The 22301-nt window shown below is 54.0% G+C and carries 11 protein-coding genes; 6 read left to right on the plus strand and 5 right to left on the minus strand.

Annotated elements, in window-relative coordinates:
* Positions 1-4: 4 nt before the first annotated feature.
* The 3 genes from hybG (at position 5) to AL479_RS12710 (ending at position 2066) form a co-directional block, all read left to right on the plus strand.
* Positions 5-253: a hydrogenase maturation factor HybG gene (hybG, locus tag AL479_RS12700; RefSeq protein WP_042998137.1), complete on the plus strand. Its 249-nt coding sequence runs from the start codon at positions 5-7 to the stop codon at positions 251-253.
* Between the two features lie 77 nt (positions 254-330).
* The gene (locus AL479_RS12705) at positions 331-1383 is read left to right on the plus strand and encodes an ABC transporter substrate-binding protein (RefSeq protein WP_061076306.1); all 1053 of its coding nucleotides are present in this window, start codon (positions 331-333) and stop codon (positions 1381-1383) included.
* Positions 1383-2066, plus strand: coding sequence for a molybdate ABC transporter substrate-binding protein (locus AL479_RS12710; protein ID WP_061076307.1), 684 nt, complete (start codon positions 1383-1385; stop codon positions 2064-2066). The genes AL479_RS12705 and AL479_RS12710 overlap by 1 nt, the downstream gene beginning before the upstream one ends.
* A gap of 101 nt (positions 2067-2167) precedes the next feature.
* On the opposite strand, the gene yghU is transcribed toward AL479_RS12710, so the two are convergent.
* On the minus strand, positions 2168-3037 hold the full coding sequence (gene yghU, locus AL479_RS12715) for a glutathione-dependent disulfide-bond oxidoreductase (RefSeq protein WP_061076308.1): 870 nt from the start codon (positions 3035-3037) through the stop codon (positions 2168-2170).
* 195 nt (positions 3038-3232) lie between these two features.
* Between yghU and gss the strand changes: the two genes are divergently transcribed.
* Together gss and AL479_RS12725 are read left to right on the plus strand one after the other, a co-directional pair.
* Entirely contained in the window at positions 3233-5092 is a 1860-nt protein-coding gene (gene gss / locus AL479_RS12720; RefSeq protein ID WP_061076309.1) for a bifunctional glutathionylspermidine amidase/synthase, read from the plus strand.
* A gap of 223 nt (positions 5093-5315) precedes the next feature.
* A complete protein-coding gene (locus tag AL479_RS12725; protein ID WP_061076310.1) occupies positions 5316-6302 on the plus strand; it encodes a sugar-binding transcriptional regulator in 987 nt (328 codons plus the stop codon).
* Between the two features lie 40 nt (positions 6303-6342).
* Here AL479_RS12725 and AL479_RS12730 read toward each other — a convergent pair whose 3' ends face one another.
* The 4 genes from AL479_RS12730 to mtnK all read right to left on the minus strand — a co-directional run bounded on the left by AL479_RS12730 (position 6343) and on the right by mtnK (position 10506).
* On the minus strand, positions 6343-7347 hold the full coding sequence (locus AL479_RS12730; protein WP_061076311.1) for a GRP family sugar transporter: 1005 nt from the start codon (positions 7345-7347) through the stop codon (positions 6343-6345).
* 102 nt (positions 7348-7449) lie between these two features.
* Positions 7450-8091, minus strand: coding sequence for an L-fuculose-phosphate aldolase (locus tag AL479_RS12735; protein WP_061076312.1), 642 nt, complete (start codon positions 8089-8091; stop codon positions 7450-7452).
* Between the two features lie 30 nt (positions 8092-8121).
* Positions 8122-9237, minus strand: coding sequence for an S-methyl-5-thioribose-1-phosphate isomerase (gene mtnA, locus AL479_RS12740; RefSeq protein WP_061076313.1), 1116 nt, complete (start codon positions 9235-9237; stop codon positions 8122-8124).
* Between the two features lie 9 nt (positions 9238-9246).
* Positions 9247-10506: an S-methyl-5-thioribose kinase gene (gene mtnK / locus AL479_RS12745; RefSeq protein WP_061076314.1), complete on the minus strand. Its 1260-nt coding sequence runs from the start codon at positions 10504-10506 to the stop codon at positions 9247-9249.
* Positions 10507-11863: 1357 nt separating this feature from the next.
* Between mtnK and AL479_RS12750 the strand changes: the two genes are divergently transcribed.
* The gene (locus AL479_RS12750) at positions 11864-22225 is read left to right on the plus strand and encodes an Ig-like domain-containing protein (protein ID WP_192575232.1); all 10362 of its coding nucleotides are present in this window, start codon (positions 11864-11866) and stop codon (positions 22223-22225) included.
* Positions 22226-22301: the final 76 nt, after the last annotated feature.

The following is a 22301-nucleotide window of genomic DNA, read 5'->3' on the forward strand; positions in this document are numbered from 1 at the left end:
AGATATGTGTATAGGCGTTCCGGGCCAGGTTCTGGCCGTCGGTGAAGATATTCACCAGCTTGCGCAGGTGGAAGTGTGCGGCATCAAGCGTGATGTGAATATTGCGCTGATATGTGAAGGCAGTCCTGCAGAACTGGTCGGGCAGTGGGTGTTAGTGCATGTGGGGTTTGCGATGAGCATCATCGATGAAGAAGAAGCCAAAGCCACGCTGGATGCGCTACGCCGTATGGAGTACGACGTGACCAGCGCCTGATAACTCCAGATGACAATCTGTTAAGTGTTCTCACATCGCTGTATACTTAATTATACATCGAATGCGAGGATACACTCATGCTTAAATCCTTACGCCAGCTCTCCCTGCTGGCGTTGCTTTTTTCTCTTCCCTTCATGGCGCAAGCCGACCGTACCTTTACCGATCAGATTGGCCGCCAGGTTACCGTGCCGGACAAGGTAGATCGCGTTGTCGTGCTTCAGCATCAGACGCTCAACCTGTTGGTCCAGATGAATGCGACCGACAAAATTGTCGGCGTGATGGCGAACTGGAAGCAGCAATTGGGTGATGGCTACGCGCGATTGGCGCCGGAGCTGGCCCAAAAAACCGCGCTGGGCGATTTAACCCACGTTGATCCGGAACAACTGGTGGCGCTGCACCCACAGGTGGTGTTTGTCACGAACTACGCGCCGCAGGAGATGATCGACAAAATCAGCAGCCTCGGCATTCCGGTGGTAGCGATCTCTCTGCGTCACGACGCGGCAGGGGAACAGGCCAAAATGAACCCCACCATGGCGGATGAGGAACAGGCCTACGATCGGGGGTTGCGGGAAGGGATCACGCTTATCGGCGATATTGTGAATAAACCGCAAGAGGCGAAGGCGCTGATCGACGCCACCGATAAGGGACGCAAGCTGGTGAGCGATCGTCTGCAGGCGATCCCTGAAGATCAACGCGTTCGCGCCTATATGGCCAACCCGGATCTGACTACCTACGGTTCAGGCAAATATACCGGCCTGATGATGGCGCACGCCGGGGCGCTGAACGTGGCGGCCTCAACCGTTAAGGGCTTCAAGCCGGTGGCGATGGAACAGGTGATTGCCTGGAACCCGCAGGTTATTTTTGTGCAGGATCGTTATCCGAAAGTGGTTGACGAGATCCTGCAAAGCCCGCAGTGGCAGGTGATTGATGCGGTGAAAAATCATCGTGTCTACCTGATGCCTGACTACGCGAAGGCCTGGGGCTATCCAATGCCGGAAGCGATGGGGATTGGCGAGCTGTGGATGGCGAAAAAGCTGTATCCGCAGAAATTTACGGACATTGATATGCGCAGCGTAGCGAATGGCTGGTATCAGCGTTTTTATCGCACCGACTATCAGGGCGTTGACTGATGCATATCCTCGCAGCGGGCAGTCTGCGTGCGGTGTGGCAGTCGCTGATGGCCTGTTATCAGGAGAAGGATGTTCTTTGTGATTTTGGTCCGGCGGGATTGCTGCGCGAACGGATTGAAGCCGGTGAACCCTGTGACTTTTTTGCCTCGGCGAATATGGCGCATCCACAAGCGCTGCTGGACGCTGGTCGTGCACAGTCAGTGGCTCCCTTTGCGAGCAATCGCCTGTGTCTCACCGTGCGGGCGGATGTCGTGCGAGAAGGCGATGACTGGTTATCGCTGTTAACGCGCCCGGACCTGCGGATTGGCACTTCAACGGCGGGATGCGATCCGTCCGGGGATTACACTCAGCAGCTCTTTTCACGAATGGGCGATGCCGGTGCACGCGCCCGGAAACGGGCGGTGGCGCTGGTCGGCGGCAGGGATACCTTACCGCTTCCGGCAGGAAGTCTGGCTGCTGAGTGGTTAATCAACAAGGATTACACCGATATCTTCATCGGGTATGCCAGCTATGCGCCCAGGCTGCGACTGATTGAGACGCTGACGGTGGTGGAGATTCCGGAGCCTTACAATCCGGTCGCAGAATATGGATTTGCCTGCCTGAGCGAAAAGGGAAAGGCGTTCGCCGATTTTTTACTGTCGCCGCAGGCGGGATTAATTCTCTGTCAGCATGGATTCGCCTGACTCTCAGAGAGTGGCATCCAGCCGGATGGCGACGTAAACGTCTTGTCCGGCCTACGGTTGGCGTATGGTAGGCCTGATAAGCGTAGCGCCATCAGGCAGTATTATGCCGGATGGCGTTTATCTTCGGTGCTCGTGTCGAAATCACTGGCGTCATGACGCTCATGAAGTTGCTCATTCAACGGTCCGTTGGTGCGATTCACAATCCGTCCGCGTTTGACCGCCGGGCGTTCAGCGATCTCTTTCGCCCAACGTTGCACATTTTTATAGCTGTCCGCGTCAAGGAATTCTGCCGCGTCGTACACATTGCCCAACACTACGTTGCCAAACCACGGCCAGATAGCCATATCGGCAATGGTGTACTCATCGCCCGCTACGTAAGCGTTATGCGCCAGCTGTTTATCCAGCACGTCCAGCAGGCGTTTGGCTTCCATCGTAAAGCGGTTGATCGCGTACTCAATCTTCACCGGCGCGTAGTGATAGAAGTGACCGAAACCACCGCCAAGGAAGGGCGCTGCGCCCTGGAGCCAGAACAACCAGTTCAGGGTTTCGGTACGTTTTGCCCGATCCTGCGGCAGGAAGTAGCCAAACTTTTCTGCCAGATACAGCAGGATCGAGCCCGACTCAAACACGCGCACCGGCGGATTCTGCGAATGATCGCGTAATGCCGGGATCTTTGAGTTCGGGTTAACCTCCACAAAGCCGCTGGAGAACTGATCCCCTTCGCCAATGCGGATCAGCCAGGCATCGTACTCCGCGCCGCTCACCCCCTGCGCCAGCAGTTCTTCCAGCATGATGGTGACTTTCTGACCGTTCGGCGTGCCCAGCGAATAGAGCTGAAGCGGATGCTTACCGACAGGCAGCGTTTTGTCGTGTGTCGGACCAGAGATCGGACGGTTGATGTTGGCGAACGCACCGCCGTTGGATTTTTCCCACGTCCAGACTTTCGCGGGCTGATAAGTGTTATCTGACATGTTGACCTGCCTTCTGAGTGGTTGTGTTGAAGCAGTGTAGCAGGTCGCCATCCGTACCTTTAACAGATCGGCACATTTACACCTGCCTATTTTTTGTTGTTGCGCACGCTCCCGCTGCGTTGAGGTGTATGATGGTCGGCGGTGTAGGGCAGGCAAGCAGAAGCTGCCCAGCTGTACAGTTTTGAGGTAAGGTGCATGAGCAAAGGAACGACCAGTCAGGATGCCCCGTTCGGGACATTATTGGGCTATGCCCCCGGTGGTGTAGCGATCTACTCTTCAGATTACAGCTCCCTCGACCCACGGGACTATGACGATGATGCTGCATTCCGCAGCTATATCGACAATGAATATATGGGCCACAAATGGCAGTGCGTCGAATTCGCGCGCCGTTTCCTCTTCCTGAATTATGGTGCGGTGTTCACCGATGTCGGCATGGCGTGGGAGATCTTCTCACTGCGTTTTCTGCGCGAAGTGGTGAACGACAATATTTTGCCGTTGCAGGCGTTTCCGAACGGGTCGCCCCGCGCGCCGGTCGCCGGGGCGTTGCTCATCTGGCAGAAAGGCGGTGAATTTAAAGACACCGGCCACGTTGCGATTATCACTCAGTTGCTGGACAACAAAATCCGCATTGCCGAGCAGAACGTCATTCACACTCCGCTTCCTCCCGGACAGCAGTGGACGCGTGAGCTGGAGATGGTGGTGGAAAATGGCTGCTATACCCTGAAAGACACCTTTGACGATACCACCATTCTGGGATGGATGATCCAGACCGACGATACTGAGCACAGCCTGCCGCAGCCGGAGATTGCCAATGATTCGCTGAAGATTGGCGCCGCAAGACTGGAAGAACAAGGCCAGTTTGACGGTAAATGGCTGGACGAAAAGGATCCGCTGCAAAAAGCCTATGTGGCCGCAAATGGTCACGTGATCAATCAGGATCCATACCAGTATTTCACGATGACAGAGAGTGCTGAGCAGGAGTTGATCAAAGCGACCAACGAGCTGCATCTGATGTATCTGCACGCCACGGATAAGGTGCTGAAAGACGACAACCTGTTGGCGCTGTTTGACATTCCCAAAATCCTCTGGCCGCGTTTGCGTCTCTCGTGGCAGCGCCGTCGCCACCATATGATCACTGGTCGTATGGATTTCTGTATGGATGAGCGCGGGTTGAAGGTGTACGAATACAACGCCGATTCTGCGTCGTGTCATACCGAGGCAGGGCTGATCCTCGAACGCTGGGCGGAGCAGGGCTATAAAGGGCCGGGGCACAACCCGGCAGAAGGGTTGATTAACGAGCTGGCGGGAGCCTGGAAACACAGCCACGCGCGTCCTTTTGTGCACATCATGCAGGATAAGGATATTGAGGAAAACTATCATGCCCAGTTTATGCAGCAGGCGCTGCATCAGGCCGGGTTTGAAAGTAAGATCCTGCGTGGGCTGGATGAACTGCGCTGGGACGATGCCGGACAACTCATTGACGGTGACGGACGGCTGGTGAACTGCGTCTGGAAAACCTGGGCGTGGGAAACGGCGATTGAACAGGTGCGTGAAGTCAGCGAAACCGAATATGCCGCCGTGCCGATTCGTACCGGGCATACCCATCAGGACGTTCGGCTGATTGACGTGCTACTGCGCCCGGAAGTGCTGGTCTTTGAGCCGCTGTGGACGGTGATCCCGGGTAACAAAGCCATCCTGCCGATCCTGTGGCAACTCTTCCCGCACCACCGTTACCTGCTGGATACCGATTTCATCGTCAATGATGAACTGGCGCAAACCGGTTATGCGGTGAAACCGATTGCCGGTCGCTGTGGGAGTAATATCGACCTGGTCAGTCATCAGGAAGAGCTGCTGGATAAAACCAGCGGTAAATTTGCCGAGCAGAAAAACATTTATCAGCAATTATGGTGTCTGCCAAACGTTGCCGGTAAGTATATTCAGGTGTGCACCTTTACCGTCGGTGGAAACTACGGCGGCACCTGTCTGCGTGGTGATGAATCGCTGGTAATCAAAAAAGAGAGCGATATTGAGCCGTTGATTGTGCTGAAGGAATAATCTTTTCTTCGTCATCTCGCACAGAAAACGGATAAAGCCGGAGTATGTCTCCGGCTTTTTTGTCTTGAGCGCGCGGTGTCGAACGCGCCATGAGTATGCTGGTTTATTTCATGTAAAAGAATAAAATATCTGTATAAAATCATGCCACTGGCAATCTGCATCAACTCTCCGGGTAAACAGGGTCAAGATGAGCATTTCCCCGGCATAATACAGGGATAAAAAAGTGGATAGAGATCAAACAAACAGCAGCCTGTTCAATGACGATCCCGTACTTCATGCAACCTGGCTGTACTATCAGGAAGGCAAAAGCCAGACTGAAGTTGCAGCCATCATGGGGGTATCCCGCGTCACGGTTGTCAAATACCTGCAGACAGCCCGGGAAAATGGTCTGGTTCACATCAACCTGGATGTGAATGTCTTTGGATCTATCGATGCCGCTTTGCAGATCCGCGATAAATTCAGTCTCCAGAGAGTGATCATCGTGCCGGATGGCGAACATGCCGGAAAACGTGATGATACAAAGCTGATGCGGACTCGCCTTTCACGTGCCGGTGGCATGTATCTGAATCAGGTGATTGAGAATGGTGATGTGCTGGGGGTTGCCTGGGGAAGAACAATCCATCAGATGAGCAAAACCATGACGCCGAAGTCATGTAAAAATGTCACCGTTATACAGATGCTCGGTTCTATGCCCTCTCAGCCAGACCTGACGATTATTGAATCCTCATCGCAAATCGCCTACAAGCTTTCAGGCCGTGTCGCCTCGCTGCACGTTCCCGCCGTGGTATCAAGCGCCAGACTGGCCATGGAGTTACAGGCAGAGCCTATTATTCGATCGAATTTTGACGTTCTGACTCGTTGTACAAAAGCCTTTTTTGTCGTGGGTAACGCGCTTGATGAAAATCCCCTGATTCGGGTGGGCGTGCTGAATAAGAAGGAAATGCAGACGTATCGGGATTTAGGCGCAGTAGGTGTCATTTGTGGCCGCTTCTATGACAAGGAAGGGATGCCCGTCGTGGCTGATGTTGACCAGCGTATTCTGGGAATCAGTCTGGCTCAGTTAAGGCAGATTGAACGGAAGATCTTCCTTGCTGGTGGGGAAAGAGGCTATGACGCAACGTTGGGTGCCCTGCTGGGAGGATATGTCACGGACCTGATTGTAGATGAAGGAACGGCAGAGTTTTTGCTGGCGTGTGAATTACCACACTAAAAGAATGAACAACTGCCCCATGTGGATATGGGGCAGGATTTTATTGATTAGCGGCGATAATAAGAACAATACCCACAATGTATGAAATAAACATGGTCAGCAGCAGTTTATTGGTTCCGGCTGGCGCACTGGCAAATTCTCTCCAGATGAAGACTCCCCAGATCACGGCAATCATCGTGGCACCCTGTCCCAGACCGTAGGAAATGGCATAACCCGCCTGACCAGACGCAATCAGACTGAATGCCAGACCGACACACCAAATCATACCGCCCAGCCAGCCGCAAACATGATCCCGTAAACTCCCGGAAAAATACATTTTCCCGTTGACCGGTTCTCCTGAAATAGGCTTTTTCATGACCAGCGTGTTAAGGACAAAGTTCGACAAAAACAGCCCTATGGCAAACAGAACAAGCGCTGAGTACGGCGTCATCAGACCGCTGGCAGGCTGGCTGAAATTGTCAGACATGGCGTCCGCCAGGAAGCGGAAAAACCATCCCATGATGATACCCGCCAGAATGGCAGTGATGAGACCTTTATTACGGCGAGATTTATCCGCCTCCTGCGTGACACGACCATAGGCTATCGCGGTAAAAATAATGGCGATCACGACACAGGCGACACCGAGGAACAGAATGAGCGGATCGCCCTGCGGATTACCGATATAGGTGGTGATCACACCCAGAGCCAGCGCCAGTCCCACACCCACAGGAAAAGCTACTGCCATACCGGCAAGATTAATAGAAGCCACCAGAAGAATATTGGAAATATTGAAGATAATCCCTGCCAGTATTGCCGATATCAGACTACTGCTGCTCGCCTGCTGAATATCAGGTATAAAGCTGCGACCGGCTTCGCCCATAGAACCCAGCGTGAAGGCAAATAACAAAGAACACAGCAATAATCCAATTGAATAATCCCAATAGAATAAAGGGAACTCCCATTTTTTATTGCTGACAAGTTTGGTTGTATTCGCCCATGAACCCCAGCAAATCATGGTAATAAAACACATTATTATGGCGACAGCATACGATTCCACGATAAACATAAATAACTCCTTGTGGTAGTTATAATCAATCGTTGTGGACAGAGGGGATAGCAGCCATTCCACGAATGGCTGTCATATGTTTTAATTAAAATAAAGCTGTAATTACGCTTTCAAACCATACGTTTTGAATTTTTCAAGGACGATGGCCATTTCGGCTTCAGACAGCACGGGAACATCGTGATGTAATCCGCCACATTTGATGTATAAATCAGCCAGCGTCTCGGTTTCACCCGCCAGCCACAACGTCCTTTCCAGCGTGACGTCCATGGCCAGCATACCGTGGTGCTGCATCAGCAAGGACTTACTTTCTCTGATCCCTTTAGAGACACCGTCGGCCAGTTCAGGGCTGCCAAAGGTATAATAGGGAATACAGGGAATATGATCCGTCCCCGATACCGCCACCATATAATGAATGGCCGGAATTGAATGATTATGTATTGCCACCGCCGTAGAATTCACCGCATGCGTATGTATGACAGCATTCAATTCTGGTCTGGCTTTATAACACGCCAGATGAAATAACCATTCACTTGACGGTATTTTACCCGCTTCAGGTATTCCCTTATCGTTTACAAAGACAATCATGTCCGGCGTCATCTTTGAATAAGCGATCCCACTCGGCGTAATCAACATGCCACCGGTATATCTGGCACTCACATTACCTGATGTTCCTTGATTAAGACCTGACGCATTCATTTCCCGACAAGTGGAAATGATATTTTCTGCTAACGTAATCCTTTCCATTCCTGCTCCTTAACAGCAGTGATCGTCACGTTACTGCTGCTCGTCCTGGTGTGATTTACTCTTCAGATCAGCAAACATATCCGCCAGCGCTGACTCACTGGCAGCACAGACTCCCCGCTCAGTAATGAGGCTGGTAATGTATCGGGCAGGCGTGACGTCGAAAGCGTAGTTCCCACAACGGGTTCCTTCAGGGGCGGTATTGACCCAGCTCAACTCTCCCTGAGGGTTAATCCCATAGACATGGGACTGCTCTTTTCCGTCACGTTGCTCAATCGGAATGGTCTTCCCGTCCTCGATAGTCCAGTCAATAGTGGGAGAAGGTAGCGCGACGTAGAAGGGAACATGGTTATCATGGGCCGCCAGTGCCTTAAGATAGGTACCAATTTTATTACAGACATCCCCTCTGGCCGTGGTTCGATCGGTCCCCACAATGCAGAGATCAACGTCGCCGTGTTGCATCAGGTGGCCACCCGCGTTGTCGGCGATCAGGGTGTGAGGAATACCGTGTGAGCCCAGTTCAAATGCCGTGAGCCCGCCCTGATTACGTGGCCGCGTTTCATCCACCCAGACGTGAACAGGGATTCCGTTTTCATGCGCTTTATAGATGGGAGAAAGCGCGGTTCCCCAGTCTACGGTTGCCAGCCAGCCTGCGTTACAGTGTGTCAGGATATTGACCACACTCCCGGCCGGTTTTTTCTGGGCTATTTCGCGGATGACTTCTGCGCCATGTAATCCAATTTGTTCACACAACGCGACATCTTCCTCGGCAATGTCTGCCGCCAGCGCCCAGGCCGCATCCTTGCGCTCTGATACACAGAGATCCTTCAGTGTGGCACTCATCCTGTCGAGAGCCCATTTGAGGTTAATTGCCGTCGGTCGGGTTTTGATAAGAAGGTCATAGTAACGCTGCAGACCCATGTCACTGGCATCGTGATTCATTCCCAGCGCGATACCATAGGCTGCAACGACACCAATAAGCGGGGCGCCACGAACCCACATCTCCTGAATAGCCGTAGCGGCCATTTCCGCAGAGGTAAGCGCCACCACCTCGAACTTAAAAGGCAACTTAGTCTGATCGATGATTTCTACCGCTTTTCCATCCCCGGAAACCCAGACCGTACGGTAGTGTTTACCTTTAATATTCATAATGACCTCTTACTTAACCTTCGCAGACTGGATGACGGAATCCATATTTTTAAACTGGCGGGCATTGACGATAAGATCGCGCGCCATGGCCAACGCACGTCGTTCACATTCTGCGCGAAGCTCTGTATTTTCAATCAGTTTCAGCTCGGCAACGCCAGCAAAACCGATAATCCGGCGATTCATTTCCATGCCGGCATTCACCAGGGAATCTTCAAGCAGCGTGGCAAAAAACTGATCCTGTGCATCCTCAAGAGCGGCCCTGTTTTGTTGATACATTTCTGTCGGCCACGCGTCGCCCTGTGTTTTGTTGTCCCACAACAGACGGAACTCCCGGGTGAAAACGAACCAGGTTTCGACAATCTGCTGAAGCAGCCATTCCTGATAGTCAGCGCGACGTTGTTCGTTCGCATCCCACCCAGGGCGTGAGAAGAACGCCAGCAGAAGGTTGCCAATATAGTTGCCGATATCAAACGCCATTGGCCCCATGAAACCGAATTCAGGATCAATCACTTTGGTATCCGTGTCGGTCACCATGATTGAGCCTGAATGAAGGTCGCCATGTAACAATGCCTGCGCCTCTGTCATAAATTTGTACTTATAACGCATGGCAACCTGGATCATCTCTACATCAGCCCACGCCTTATGGACGGCATCGTCCAGCTCAGGAGTGGTCCAGTTATTCCGTTCAGCGTGGTAATAGGGCTCAGTGAAGATCAAATCTTCCGTAATTTTGCACAGCTCATGATTCAACGCGAACTCGGCGGTAAGCGCTTTTTTCTGATCTGCTGGCATGCCAATGTCAGACGTATTGAAGAGAGTCTGGGCTAAAAACGTGCCGATATCTTCAGCTAGCTTAGGGAATTTTTTACCGTTAATCAGTTCCTTACGCAGAATTACGTGAGGCGTCAGATACTCCATGGCAAACAGTGCCATCTCCGGGTCGTAAAAATAGACCTGGGGAATCAGTGTGTGACCCGCGTACTTGGCTTCCTGACATAAGACGTTGTACTCAAAGCCTGCACGGCTCAGAGATAAAGGCCATCCTTCGCCCCCTGCGCGAAGCCAGGGCAGAGCTTGTTTTACAATGATGGTTTTATGTGTTCCCTCAACGATAAACACCATGTTCAGGTTTCCGTCCCCCACTTCTGAAACGTTCCATTCTTCAGGTAACCCCCCCGGTTCACATGAAGGGGTCAGTCTGGATGAGAGATAACCAGGCAGCGTGTCACATGTCAGCGGCTTGTAACCTGATGGAATTGAATCCGTCATAACAGTTCTCCTTGTTTACACAGAATGATAATTAACTTGTCATATGACAACTATACATTATCAAATGTAAATCAAGTTGTGATGCATGTAGATTTTTTGAACGTGAGTAAACCAGAGCGATGTTGTATGAAGTTTGCCGATCTCTTATGGCGATCCAGGAGATGTCTTTTCCTGTAAGGCCAGGGTTAACTGACATTAAAGAGGGTCAGGTGCGGATTGTTGTGAGGATGCTTCATGGGGGAAATACTTGAGTGGCAGTAATAATAACACTGTAGTGGTGTTACATTTGTATTTTATAGTTTGTCTTTTGTATTGTCAGATCAGGCGGTGGTTATGCTGCTGTATTGAGACACGCGTTGCCGGAAAATTTCTGTCGAGGCTGAGCTGAAATGATGACAAGTCCCTGACTCGTCCAGATATACCCGATTTATGCGCTTCAGCGGTTGGTATTCATCCTGCGCGGTAAAAACCCGTATTTTATTGCACTTTACGTCGTGCTAATAGGATGCTTGTTTACTGTATTCCAGAAACTGGCATACGTATGCAACGACTATTTTCAGGATTTAACGTTGTGCGAGGAATTACCGGTTTTTTTTTGCTGTCGAATACATTTCGAGAAACTAGTTTTCAAAAACTGACGGTAATATTCAACGTAAACAGGGTAATAAAACATTGTCTATAACATTGACAGTTTATTTTTTAAACACTTCATTAACCATGGAGTTGTTATTTTTCTTTTCGCGAATAAAAACGTTTTTATCTTTACTGTAATAAGCCTTGTTTTTTGATGGAGGGGTTATTGCTTTCATGCCTTTTGTTGGTTTTTTGCATAAATTAAAGTTATTTTCAGTATTTTGTTCTTGGAAGTTTATTTATTGTGGTTCATTTATCTTCGCAAATGCTTTTTGGGTAATCCGGATTTAATCAGAGTTATTGCGGTTTATAATGCCGAAATAAAATTGATAAATCGTACAGGTATTCTGTTGACGCCTAAGGTTTGTATTTTTATGTAATCATCTGAGGCAGGTTATATAAAATATAAAACAATATTGTATTGAGAAAGAGCTATTTACGCACGTCAAAGGGAAAGAGTTCCTCTGATTCGCAATAAAGTATCACCACCATATATTAATCGGAAATGCAGGTAACAGACTGATGTAGCCGGGAAATCACTTCTTTTGGGCAAATCGCATCGGTAAGAAGCAGGTCACCAGGATTAAGTAGCAAAGTTATAAGGATAAAACACATGTCGCCACGTCCCCGTTCTTCTGAAATTCACAGGGTTACTCAGTCTGAACCCCGGAAAGGTATATCCTTTTCCCGGCAGTTTCGTTTCTGGGTATGGGTTAACATCGTTATGCAGTTTTTCCTGCCGCTGATGCTGGCGTTCACGCCAGCAGTACGTGCTGCGCAGGCAAAATGGTATCAGACCCCTCCTGAGCAACAGACGGTTTCTGTTTCAGCCAGCGAGCTCCCCACTCTGGGGGGAGATCCTGCCGCTGATGAGAAGAGCGGGAATGGAAACGACAATGCGACAGAAGCCCGAACGGCGCAGCTGGCAAGCAAAACAGGGCAATTCCTGAATAATGCCAGTGGTGATGCGGCGGCGGGGATCGCCCGCCAGATGGCGACCGGGAAAGCGAGTGCAGAAATAGAACAGTGGCTTAACCGTGTAGGGACAGCCCGGGTTCAGATGCAGCTTGACGAGGAATTCTCTCTGAAGAATTCCTCCGTTGATTTATTGATCCCCTGGTATGACAGTCCTGAGGCATTAGTCTTTTCTCAGCACAGTCTGCACCGCACCGATGACCGGACCCAGGGAAACCTGGGGGCCGGATACCGCTATTACACTCCGGACTGGATGGCCGGGGTTAACGCATTCTATGACTATGATTTTTCAGGTGAACACTCCCGCATGGGGATGGGGCTGGAATACGGCCGGGATTATCTGAAACTGGCGGCGAATGGCTATTTCCGCCTGTCCGGGTGGAAAAATGCGTCCGATCTGGCCGATTACGAAGCGCGTCCGGCTAACGGCTGGGACATCCGCAGTGAAGGGTATCTGCCGGTTTACCCACAACTGGGTGGCAAGCTGGTCTATGAACAGTACTACGGTAAAGAAGTCGGTCTTTTTGGTCGGGATAATCGCCAGCAGGATCCGCGGGCAGTAACGGCAGGTCTCAGCTATACCCCGTTCCCGTTGATGACACTCAGTGCCGACCATCGCATGGGTGAAGGCGGCGAAAACGACACCCGTCTGGGCGTGGAATTCTCCTGGCAGTTTGATACGCCATTACACAAGCTTCTTGATACTGATGCCGTGGGACAGATGCGTACCCTGGCGGGCAGTCGTTATCATCTGGTTGATCGTAACAACAATATTGTCCTGGAGTATCGGGAGAAAAATAACCTGACGCTGAAGATGGCTGAAGCGTTACGTGGCTATCAGGGCGATCGTCTTTCTCTCGATGTTGTGGTCAATGCCCGACACGGGCTTGAACGTATTGTATGGGATGACAGTACCCTCCGTGCTGCCGGCGGGGAAGTGACCTGCACCGCGAATACCCAGTGTGTGGTTACATTGCCTCTCTGGAAAACCGGCGGTATCGACGCTAACACGTATGTGATTAGTGCGGTTGCCCATGATAAAGCGGGTAATCACTCTCCTCAGGCATCCACACATATCTTTGTGGAACAGTCAGCGGTTAATGCTGACAACTCAACCTTTGAGATTGTCCCCACGCACGATCCGAATGCACGTGCAGCCGTCATCGAAGCCGACGGCGTCACCACAGCCACGATGACATTCCGTGCGCTGGACGGACAGAGTCTTCCCATCTCGTCACTGAATCCGGAGATCCTGCAACACGAATCGTCCCTTGGTGGACTGACGATCAGCAGCGTTCGTGAAGTCAGCGCAGGCGTTTATGTTGCCACCGTATCCGGCAATACTGCCGGCGAAGCCTGGATGGCGCCAGTCGTGAATGGCTCAGCCCTGTCTTCCTTGCGTAAACCGGTGACCTTTGTGACGTCAGCCATTTCTGTGAATTTCATCGTGGTGACGGATAACGCCATTGCAGATGGTGTTTTACCCAACAGCGTGAAGGCGACGCTGACGGACGACGAGGGGAACCCTCTGGCCGACAAAGTCGTGAACTTCAGCGTGGATAACGGCGCAACGATTGCGGCCAGCGGCACGACCGGTCCGGACGGCAGCGTGATCATGACGCTGACCAGTACGGTGGCGGGCGCGGCGACGGTGACGGCGTCGATCAATGGCAACAGTGAGAGCGTGAACGTGACCTTTACGGCTGACGCGGGTTCGGCGCATATCGCCGACGGTGCACTGGAGAGGGTGACTAACGATGCTGTGGCGAACGGGTCAGCGACCAACAGCGTGAAGGCGACGGTGACGGATGCGAACGGGAACCCGCTGTCCGGCCAGACCGTGAACTTCAGCGCCGATAACGGGGCGACGATTGCGGCCAGCGGCACGACCGGTGACGACGGCACGGTGACCATGACGCTGACCAGCACGGTGGCGGGTGACTCGACGGTGACGGCGTCGATCAACGGCAGCAGCCAGAGCGTGAGCGTGACGTTTGTGGCGGATACCAGCACGGCGCGGATTGCCGACGGCGCGCTGGAGAGGGTGACTAACGATGCTCTGGCGAACGGGTCCGCGACCAACAGCGTGAAGGCGACGGTGACGGATGCGAACGGGAACCCGCTGTCCGGCCAGGTTGTGAACTTCAGCGCCGGTAACGGGGCGACGATTTTGGCCAGCGGTACGACCAGTGCAGACGGCACGGTGACCATGACGCTGACCAGCACGGTGGCGGGCGATGCCACGGTGACGGCGTCGATCAACAGCAGCAGCCAGAGCGTGAGCGTGACGTTCACCGCGGACACCGGGACGGCGCGGATTGCCGCCGGGGCGCTGGAGAGGGTGACTAACGATGCTCTGGCGAACGGGTCAGCGACCAACAGCGTGAAGGCGACGGTGACGGATGCGCAAGGGAACCTTCTGTCCGGCCAGGTTGTGAATTTCAGCGCCGATAACGGGGCGACGATGGTGGCCAGCGGCACGACCGGTGATGACGGTACGGTGACCATGACACTGACCAGCACGGTGGCGGGTGACTCGACGGTGACGGCGTCGATCAACAGCAGCAGCCAGAGCGTGAGCGTGACGTTCACCGCTGATACCGGTACGGCACGGATTGCCGACGGCGCGCTGTCGGTGGTGTACACCGGAGCGCTGGCGAACGGGTCAGCGACCAACAGCGTGAAGGCGACGGTGACGGATGCGAACAGGAACCCGCTGTCCGGCCAGGTTGTGAACTTCAGCGCCGATAACGGGGCGACGATTGTGGCCAGCGGCACGACCGGTGATGACGGTACCGTGACCATGACGCTGACCAGCACGGTGGCGGGTGACTCGACGGTGACGGCGTCGATCAACGGCAGCAGCCAGAGCGTGAGCGTGACGTTCACCGCTGATACCAGTACGGCACGGATTGCAGAGGGCGCGCTGTCGGTGGTGTACACCGGAGCGCTGGCGGACGGGTCAGCGACCAACAGCGTGAAGGCGACGGTGACGGATGCGAACAGGAACCCGCTGTCCGGCCAGGTTGTGAACTTCAGCGCCGGTAACGGGGCGACGATTTTGGCCAGCGGCACGACCGGTGATGACGGTACGGTGACCATGATGCTGACCAGCACGGTGGCGGGTAACTCGACGGTGACGGCGTCGATCAACAACAGCAGCCAGAGCGTGAGCGTGACGTTTGTGGCGGATACCAGTACGGCGCGGATTGCCGACGGGGCGCTGGAGAGGGTGACTAACGATGCTCTGGCGAACGGGTCAGCGACCAACAGCGTGAAGGCGACGGTGACGGATGCGAACAGGAACCCGCTGTCCGGCCAGGTTGTGAACTTCAGCGCCGGTAACGGGGCGACGATTGTGGCCAGCGGCACGACCGGTGATGACGGTACCGTGACCATGACGCTGACCAGCACGGTGGCGGGTGACTCGACGGTGACGGCGTCGATCAACAACAGCAACCAGAGCGTGAGCGTGACGTTTATCGCCGACACCAGTACGGCGCGGATTGCTGACGGGGCGCTGGCGGTGGAGTTCACCGGGGCGCTGGCGAACGGATCAGCGACCAACAAGGTGAAGGCGACGGTGACGGATGCGAACGGGAATATCCTGATCGGCCAGACCGTGAACTTCAGCGCCGGTAACGGAGCGAGCATTGTAGCCAGCGGTACGACTGGCAACGACGGTACCGTGACCATGACACTGACCAGCACAGTGGTGGGTGATTCGACGGTAACGGCGTCGATCAACAACAGCAGTGAAAGCGTCGACGTGACGTTTGTGGCGGACACCGGGACGGCGCAGATTGCCGACGGGGCACTGGAGATAGTAGAGACAGGGGCACGGGCCGACGGGGAGACGACCAACAGCGTGAAGGCGACGGTGACGGATGCGCGGGGAACCCCTCTGCCCGATCAGATCGTGACCTTCAGCGCTGATAACGGGGCAACGATTGCGGCCAGCGGTACGACCGGTGGTAACGGCACCGTGACCATGATGCTGACCAGTAGGGTGGCGGGGGATTCTACGGTGACGGCGTCGATCAACGGCAGCAGCCAGAGCGTGAGAGTGACGTTTGTGGCAGATGAGAACTCGGCGCAAATGAGCGTGACCGTTGACAGCGCAGACGCTGTGCCGGCGAACGGCTCGGCCACCCGGACGGTGACGGCGACGCTGACGGATGCGAGCAATAACCCGCTGCGGAACCAGCCGGTGAGCTTTACCGTCAACGGTGGACCGGCGTTTACTGGGGAAGCCAGCGGTACCACCGGTGATGATGGCACGATGGCGGTGACGCTGACCAGTACGGTAGCGGGGACCTTTACGGTGTCCGGTACCGCGTCAGGTCTGTCGCTGAGCAACAGTGCGGAAGTCGCGTTCATTGCGGATACCAGCACGGCACAACTGATTATCGGAACGTCTTCTGACACGAAAACCGCGAACGGAACGGATACGCACCCGGTCATCCTGAGGGTTGAGGATGCGCAGGGTAACCCGTTGACCAGCGTCCAGAGTGTGACACTGAGTGTTCCGGCAGATGGCCCGCGGTTCAGTAATAACTCGGCCACTCTGAGTACCAGTACTGACAGCAACGGTGAACTGGAGGTGCCGCTGACCAGTACGGTGGCGGGAACCTTTACGGTGAGCGCTCGCATGGGGAGTGGTACAGCGGTTACTGCGCAGGTGAGGTTTGCGGCAGATACCAGTACAGCACGACTGGCCGTGGCGGCTGGCAGCACAGAAGCCGTGCCGGCGAACGGCACGGCTACCCGGACAGTGACGGCGACGCTGACGGATGCGGGCGGTAACCCGTTACCGAACCAGTCGGTGCTCTTCACTGCCGGCGATGGACCGGTATTTAGCGGGGAATCCAGCGGGACCACCGGTGATGACGGCACGGTGACGGTGACGCTGACCAGTACCGTGGCGGGGACCTTTACGGTGTCCGGTGCCGCGCTAAGTCTGTCGCTGAATGACAGTGCGGAAGTTACGTTTATTGCGGATGCCAGCACGGCACAACTGATTATCGGAACGTCTTCTGACACGAAAACCGCGAACGGAACGGATACGCACCCGGTCACCCTGAGGGTTGAGGATGCGCAGGGTAACCCGCTGACCAGCATCCAGAGTGTGACACTGAGTGTTCCGGCAGATGGTCCGCTGTTCAGTAATAACACAGCCACTCTGAGTACCAGTACTGACAGCAACGGTGAACTGGAGGTGCCGCTGACCAGTACGGTGGCGGGAACCTTTACGGTAAGCGCCCGTCTGGGAAGCGGTACAGCGGTTACTGCGCAGGTGAGGTTTGCGGCAGATACCAGTACGGCACGACTGACCGTGGCGGCTGACAGCACAGAAGCTGCGTCGGCGAACGGCACGGCTACCCGGACAGTGACGGCGACGCTGACGGATGCGGGCGGTAACGCGCTGCCGAACCAGCCAGTGAGCTTTACTGTCAACGGCGGACCGGCGTTTAGCGGGGAATCCAGCGGTACCACCGGTGATCACGGCACGATGACGGTGACGCTGACCAGTACCGTGGCAGGGACCTTTACGGTGTCCGGTACCGCAGCAAGACTGTCGCTGAACGGCAGTGCGCAGGTGATGTTTGCAGCGGATGCCAGCACGGCACGACTGGTTATCGAAACCTCTTCAGATACGACAGTGGCGAATGGAACGGATTCGCACCCGGTCACCCTGAAGGTCGAGGATGCGCAGGGTAACCCGCTGACCAGCGTTCATAACGTGACGCTGAGTGTTCCGGCAAATGGTGCATTGTTCAGTAATAACTCGGCCACTCTGAGTACCAGTACTGACAGCAACGGTGAACTGGAGGTGCCGCTGACCAGTACGGTGGCGGGAACCTTTACGGTGAGCGCCAGTCTGGGGGACAGTGCCGCGGTCACCGCGCAGGTGACGTTTGTGGCGGATGTCAGCACGGCCCGACTGGTTATCGAAACGTCTTCCGATGCGACAACCGCGAATGGAACGGATTCACACTTGGTCACGCTGAAGGTGAAGGATGCGCAGGGTAACGCGTTGAATGGCGTCCATGCTGTGAGTCTGGATGTCCCGGCAGCAGGCCCTCTGTTCAGTAATGGCGGAATGAGTCTGAGCAGCAATACCGAAAGCAACGGTGAGCTGGAAGTGCCGCTGACCAGTACGATGGCGGGGACTTTTACGGTGAGCGCCCGTCTGGGGAACGGTACACCGGTTACTGCGCAGGTGACGTTTGCGGCAGATCTCAGCACGGCACGGCTGATCATCGAAACGTCTGCTGATACGCGAACCGCGACCGGAACGGATCCGCACCCGGTCACGCTGAAGGTCGTGGATGCGCAGAATAACCCGCTGGCTGGTGTCCATGCCGTAACGCTGAGTGTTCCGGCCGATGGCCCTCTGTTTAGCAATAACACCGCCACTCTGAGTACCAGTACTGAGAGCAACGGTGAACTGGAGGTGCCGCTGACCAGTACGGTGGTGGGGACCTTTACGGTAAGTGCCCGTCTGGGAAGTGGGGCAGCAGTCAGTGCGGATGTGACATTTGTGAGGTATGAGGTGTACACCGCCACTATTTCCCTCTCACCTGAGACAGACGGGACCGATCTACATCGGGAAGTCTCGATAGCGGCAGATGGCACGGCTCAGACGCGAGTGGTTGTGGTGATTAAGGATCAGGATCAGAGACCGGCCACGGGTCTGACGGGTCTTAAGATAAAAGCAGACCAGTCGTTACTGAAAGACGTTACCGGTGGTGTGATGACGGCAGGCACGGAATATGACCTGGTCGCCAGCTCTACCGATGGTGTGTATTACAAAACGGTCGTGGCGGGTACGGATACGGGTTCCGTGAGATTCAGCATCACTGCAGGATTAACAGAAAATGATATTTCTATTACCAGTAACAGTGTGACGGTCAATCTGACAGCAGGCGAACCGTCCGATGCGGGTGTCTATCTGTCATCTGAAAGGGATGGCACTAATCTTGCGTCGACGACATCCCTGGCTGCCAATGGTAGCGATGAAACAAGGATTGTGATCGTAGTGAAAGATGCAAACGGACACGGTGTGACGGGTCTGGAGGATAGTCTCAGGATAAAAGCAGACACCGGAGGATTGCTGAGTACCGTTGCGGGCACAGAGATAGCCGAAGAGACGGAGTATGGCAATATTGCGGCAGGTACAGTGGCTGGCGTGTATTACCTGACGGTGAAAGCAGGAACAACGCTCGGAACCGTGAAGTTCAGAGTCACGGGCGGGTTGTCAAACAACCTTATCCCTCCTGAACTGAATAGTGTGACGGTTAACCTGACGGCAGGGATTCAGTCTGTTGCAGGGATATACCTGTCATCTGAAACGGATGGTACCGCGCTTGAGAGGGCGAAATCGTTAGTGGCTGATGGCAACAGCAGAAGCTATACGCGGATAGTTGTCACGGTGAAGGATGCGAACGGACACGGTATTAATGATGTAGCTCCGCAGATAACTGCACTGTCAGGAAGCGGTTTGCTGAAAAATGCCGCTGGCGTATCGATAACGGAAGGGACTGCTTTTAATATGGCTCGCGGAACGGCTGACGGGGTGTATTACCTGAGCGTGTGGGCCCAAACTACCAGCGGTACCGTCAAGTTCAGCGTGACAGGTGGGCTGAATGACGGTGTGATCCCCGCGGGTCAAAATACTGTGACGGTTAACCTGACGGCGGGCGATCCGTCCGTTGCAGGGATATACCTGTCATCCGAAACGGATGGAACCGCGCTTGCGGAGAGTCAATCGTTAGTGGCTAATGGCAGCAGCTATACGCGGGTTGTCGTCAAGGTGGAGGATGCAAACGGAAACGGTGTTAATGATTTGTCCCTGAAGATAGCGGCGCAGTCGGGAGGCGGCTTGCTGAGAAATGCAAACAACGTATCGATGGCGGAAGGGACTGATTTTGACATGGTGCGTGGAACAGCTGACGGTGTGTATTACCTGAGCGTATGGGCTGGTACAACCAGCGGCACCGTCACGTTCAGCGTGACCGACGGACTGAATCCAGGCGTGCTCCCGACAGGCAGTAATACTGTGACGGTTAACCTGACGGCGGGCGCTCCGTCCGTGGCCGGGATATATCTGTCATCCGAAGCGGATGGTACCGAGCTTGAACGGACGGCATCGTTAGTGGCTGTGGCTAACAGCAACTATACGAGGGTTGTCGTCACGGTGAAGGATGCGAACGGAAATGGTGTTGATGGTCTGCAGAACCTGAAGATAGCGGCGCAGTCGGGAGGAGGGCTGCTGACTTCCGGCGGCGTATCGATGACCCAAGGCACTGATTTTAACCTGATAGCTGGAGAGGCTGAGGGGGTGTATTACCTGAACGTGTGGTCCGGAAACACAACCGGCACCGTCACGTTCAGCGTGACGGGCGGACTGAATCCAGGTGTTATCCCCACTGGCAACAATAATGTGACGGTTAACCTGACAGCGGGCGATCCGTCCGTTGCTGGGATTTACCTGTCATCCGAAATGGATGGTACCTCGCTTGCGCAGACGACATCGTTAGTCGCTAATGGCAGCAGCTATACGCGGGTTGTCGTTACGGTGAAGGATGCGAACGGAAACGGTGTTAATGGTCTGCAGAACCTGAAGATAGCGGCGCAGTCGGGAAGCGGGTTGCTGACTTCCGGCGGTGTATCGATGACGCAAGGGACCAATTTTAACATGATATCCGGAGGGGCTGACGGGGTGTATTACCTGAATGTGTGGTCCAGAACGACAACCGGTGCTGTCAAGTTCAGCGTGACGGGCGGACTGGATACAGGGTTGATCCCCACAGGCAGTAATAATGTGACGGTTAACCTGACGGCGGGGGCTCCGTCCGTTGCAGGGATATACCTGTCATCTGAAATGGATGGTACCGCGCTTGCGAGTACGAAATCGTTAGTAGCCAATGGCAGCAGCTATACGAGGGTAGTTGTCACGGTGAAGGATGTGAACGGAAACGGTGTTGATGGTCTGCCCCTGAAAATAGCGGCACAATCGGGAGGTGGGCTGCTGACTTCCGGCAACGTAGCGATGACCCAAGGCACTAATTTTGACATGATAGCTGGAGGGACTAAAGGGGTGTATTACCTGAACGTGTGGTCCAGAACGACAACCGGTGCTGTCAAGTTCAGCGTGACGGGCGGACTGAATCCTGGTGTTATCCCCACTGGCAGTAATACTGTGACGGTTAACCTGACGGCGGGCGATCCGTCCGTTGCAGGGATATACCTTTCATCCAAAACGGATGGTACCGATCTTGCGGGAACGAAATCGTTAGATGCCGTTGTTAGTAGCAGTAACTGGACGAGGGTTGTCGTCACGGTGAAGGATGCAAACGGAAATGGTGTTAATGGATTGACCCTGAAAATAGCGGCGCAGTCGGGAGGCGGCTTACTGAGAAATTACACCGGTGCAGCGATGCCGCAAGATACTGCATATACTATGTCGCCCGGAACGGCGGACGGTGTGTATTACCTGAGCGTGTGGGCCGGTGCAACAGCTGGTACCGTTAAGTTCAGCGTGACAAGCGGGTTGAATGTCGGTGTTATCCCTACTGGCAGTAACAATGTAACAGTGACGCTGACGGTCCCACCTCCGGCATCTGCGCAAATAAATGCCTGGTGGTCTTACCAGGGAGGAAGTAACCGCGGCAGTACTTACAGAACATTTGGCTCAGCGGTTCGTTTCCTGAACTCCTCAGGGACGCCAATGCAATGTGATAGCGTTACCGTTGTTGGAACTAGCGGAGTCGGCTACCGCGCAGAAGCGTCTAGTGTTCGAGACCTTTATAGCTATAGTGCCGATAAGTGGAATAATAGTACGTCAGACAACGAGGGGAGTAATAGCTTTAACAGTTCCACAAAAGTCTATACTTTTACTAAATATTCACACATCGGCGTTACTGGAAAACAAGGTGTTACCTATAGTGGAGTACTGGCTGCATCAGGATACATGACTTACCCAATTAATGGACAGGGATATTTGGGTGGGGATGATCGGATCACTGTTTCCTGTAAAGTGGGAAGTACGACCTATTCATTCAAATCAAGTAATGGTATGACAGTGAACAGTAGTCTGGGCATTTGATATCAAGGGGGCTGAAAAGCCCCCTTTCTGTTTTAGTGCTTACCTGACCGTTGACTTACCTGGAATTGAATCACCA

The sequence above is a fragment of the Citrobacter amalonaticus genome, assembly GCF_001559075.2.
GTDB lineage: Bacteria > Pseudomonadota > Gammaproteobacteria > Enterobacterales > Enterobacteriaceae > Citrobacter_A > Citrobacter_A amalonaticus_F.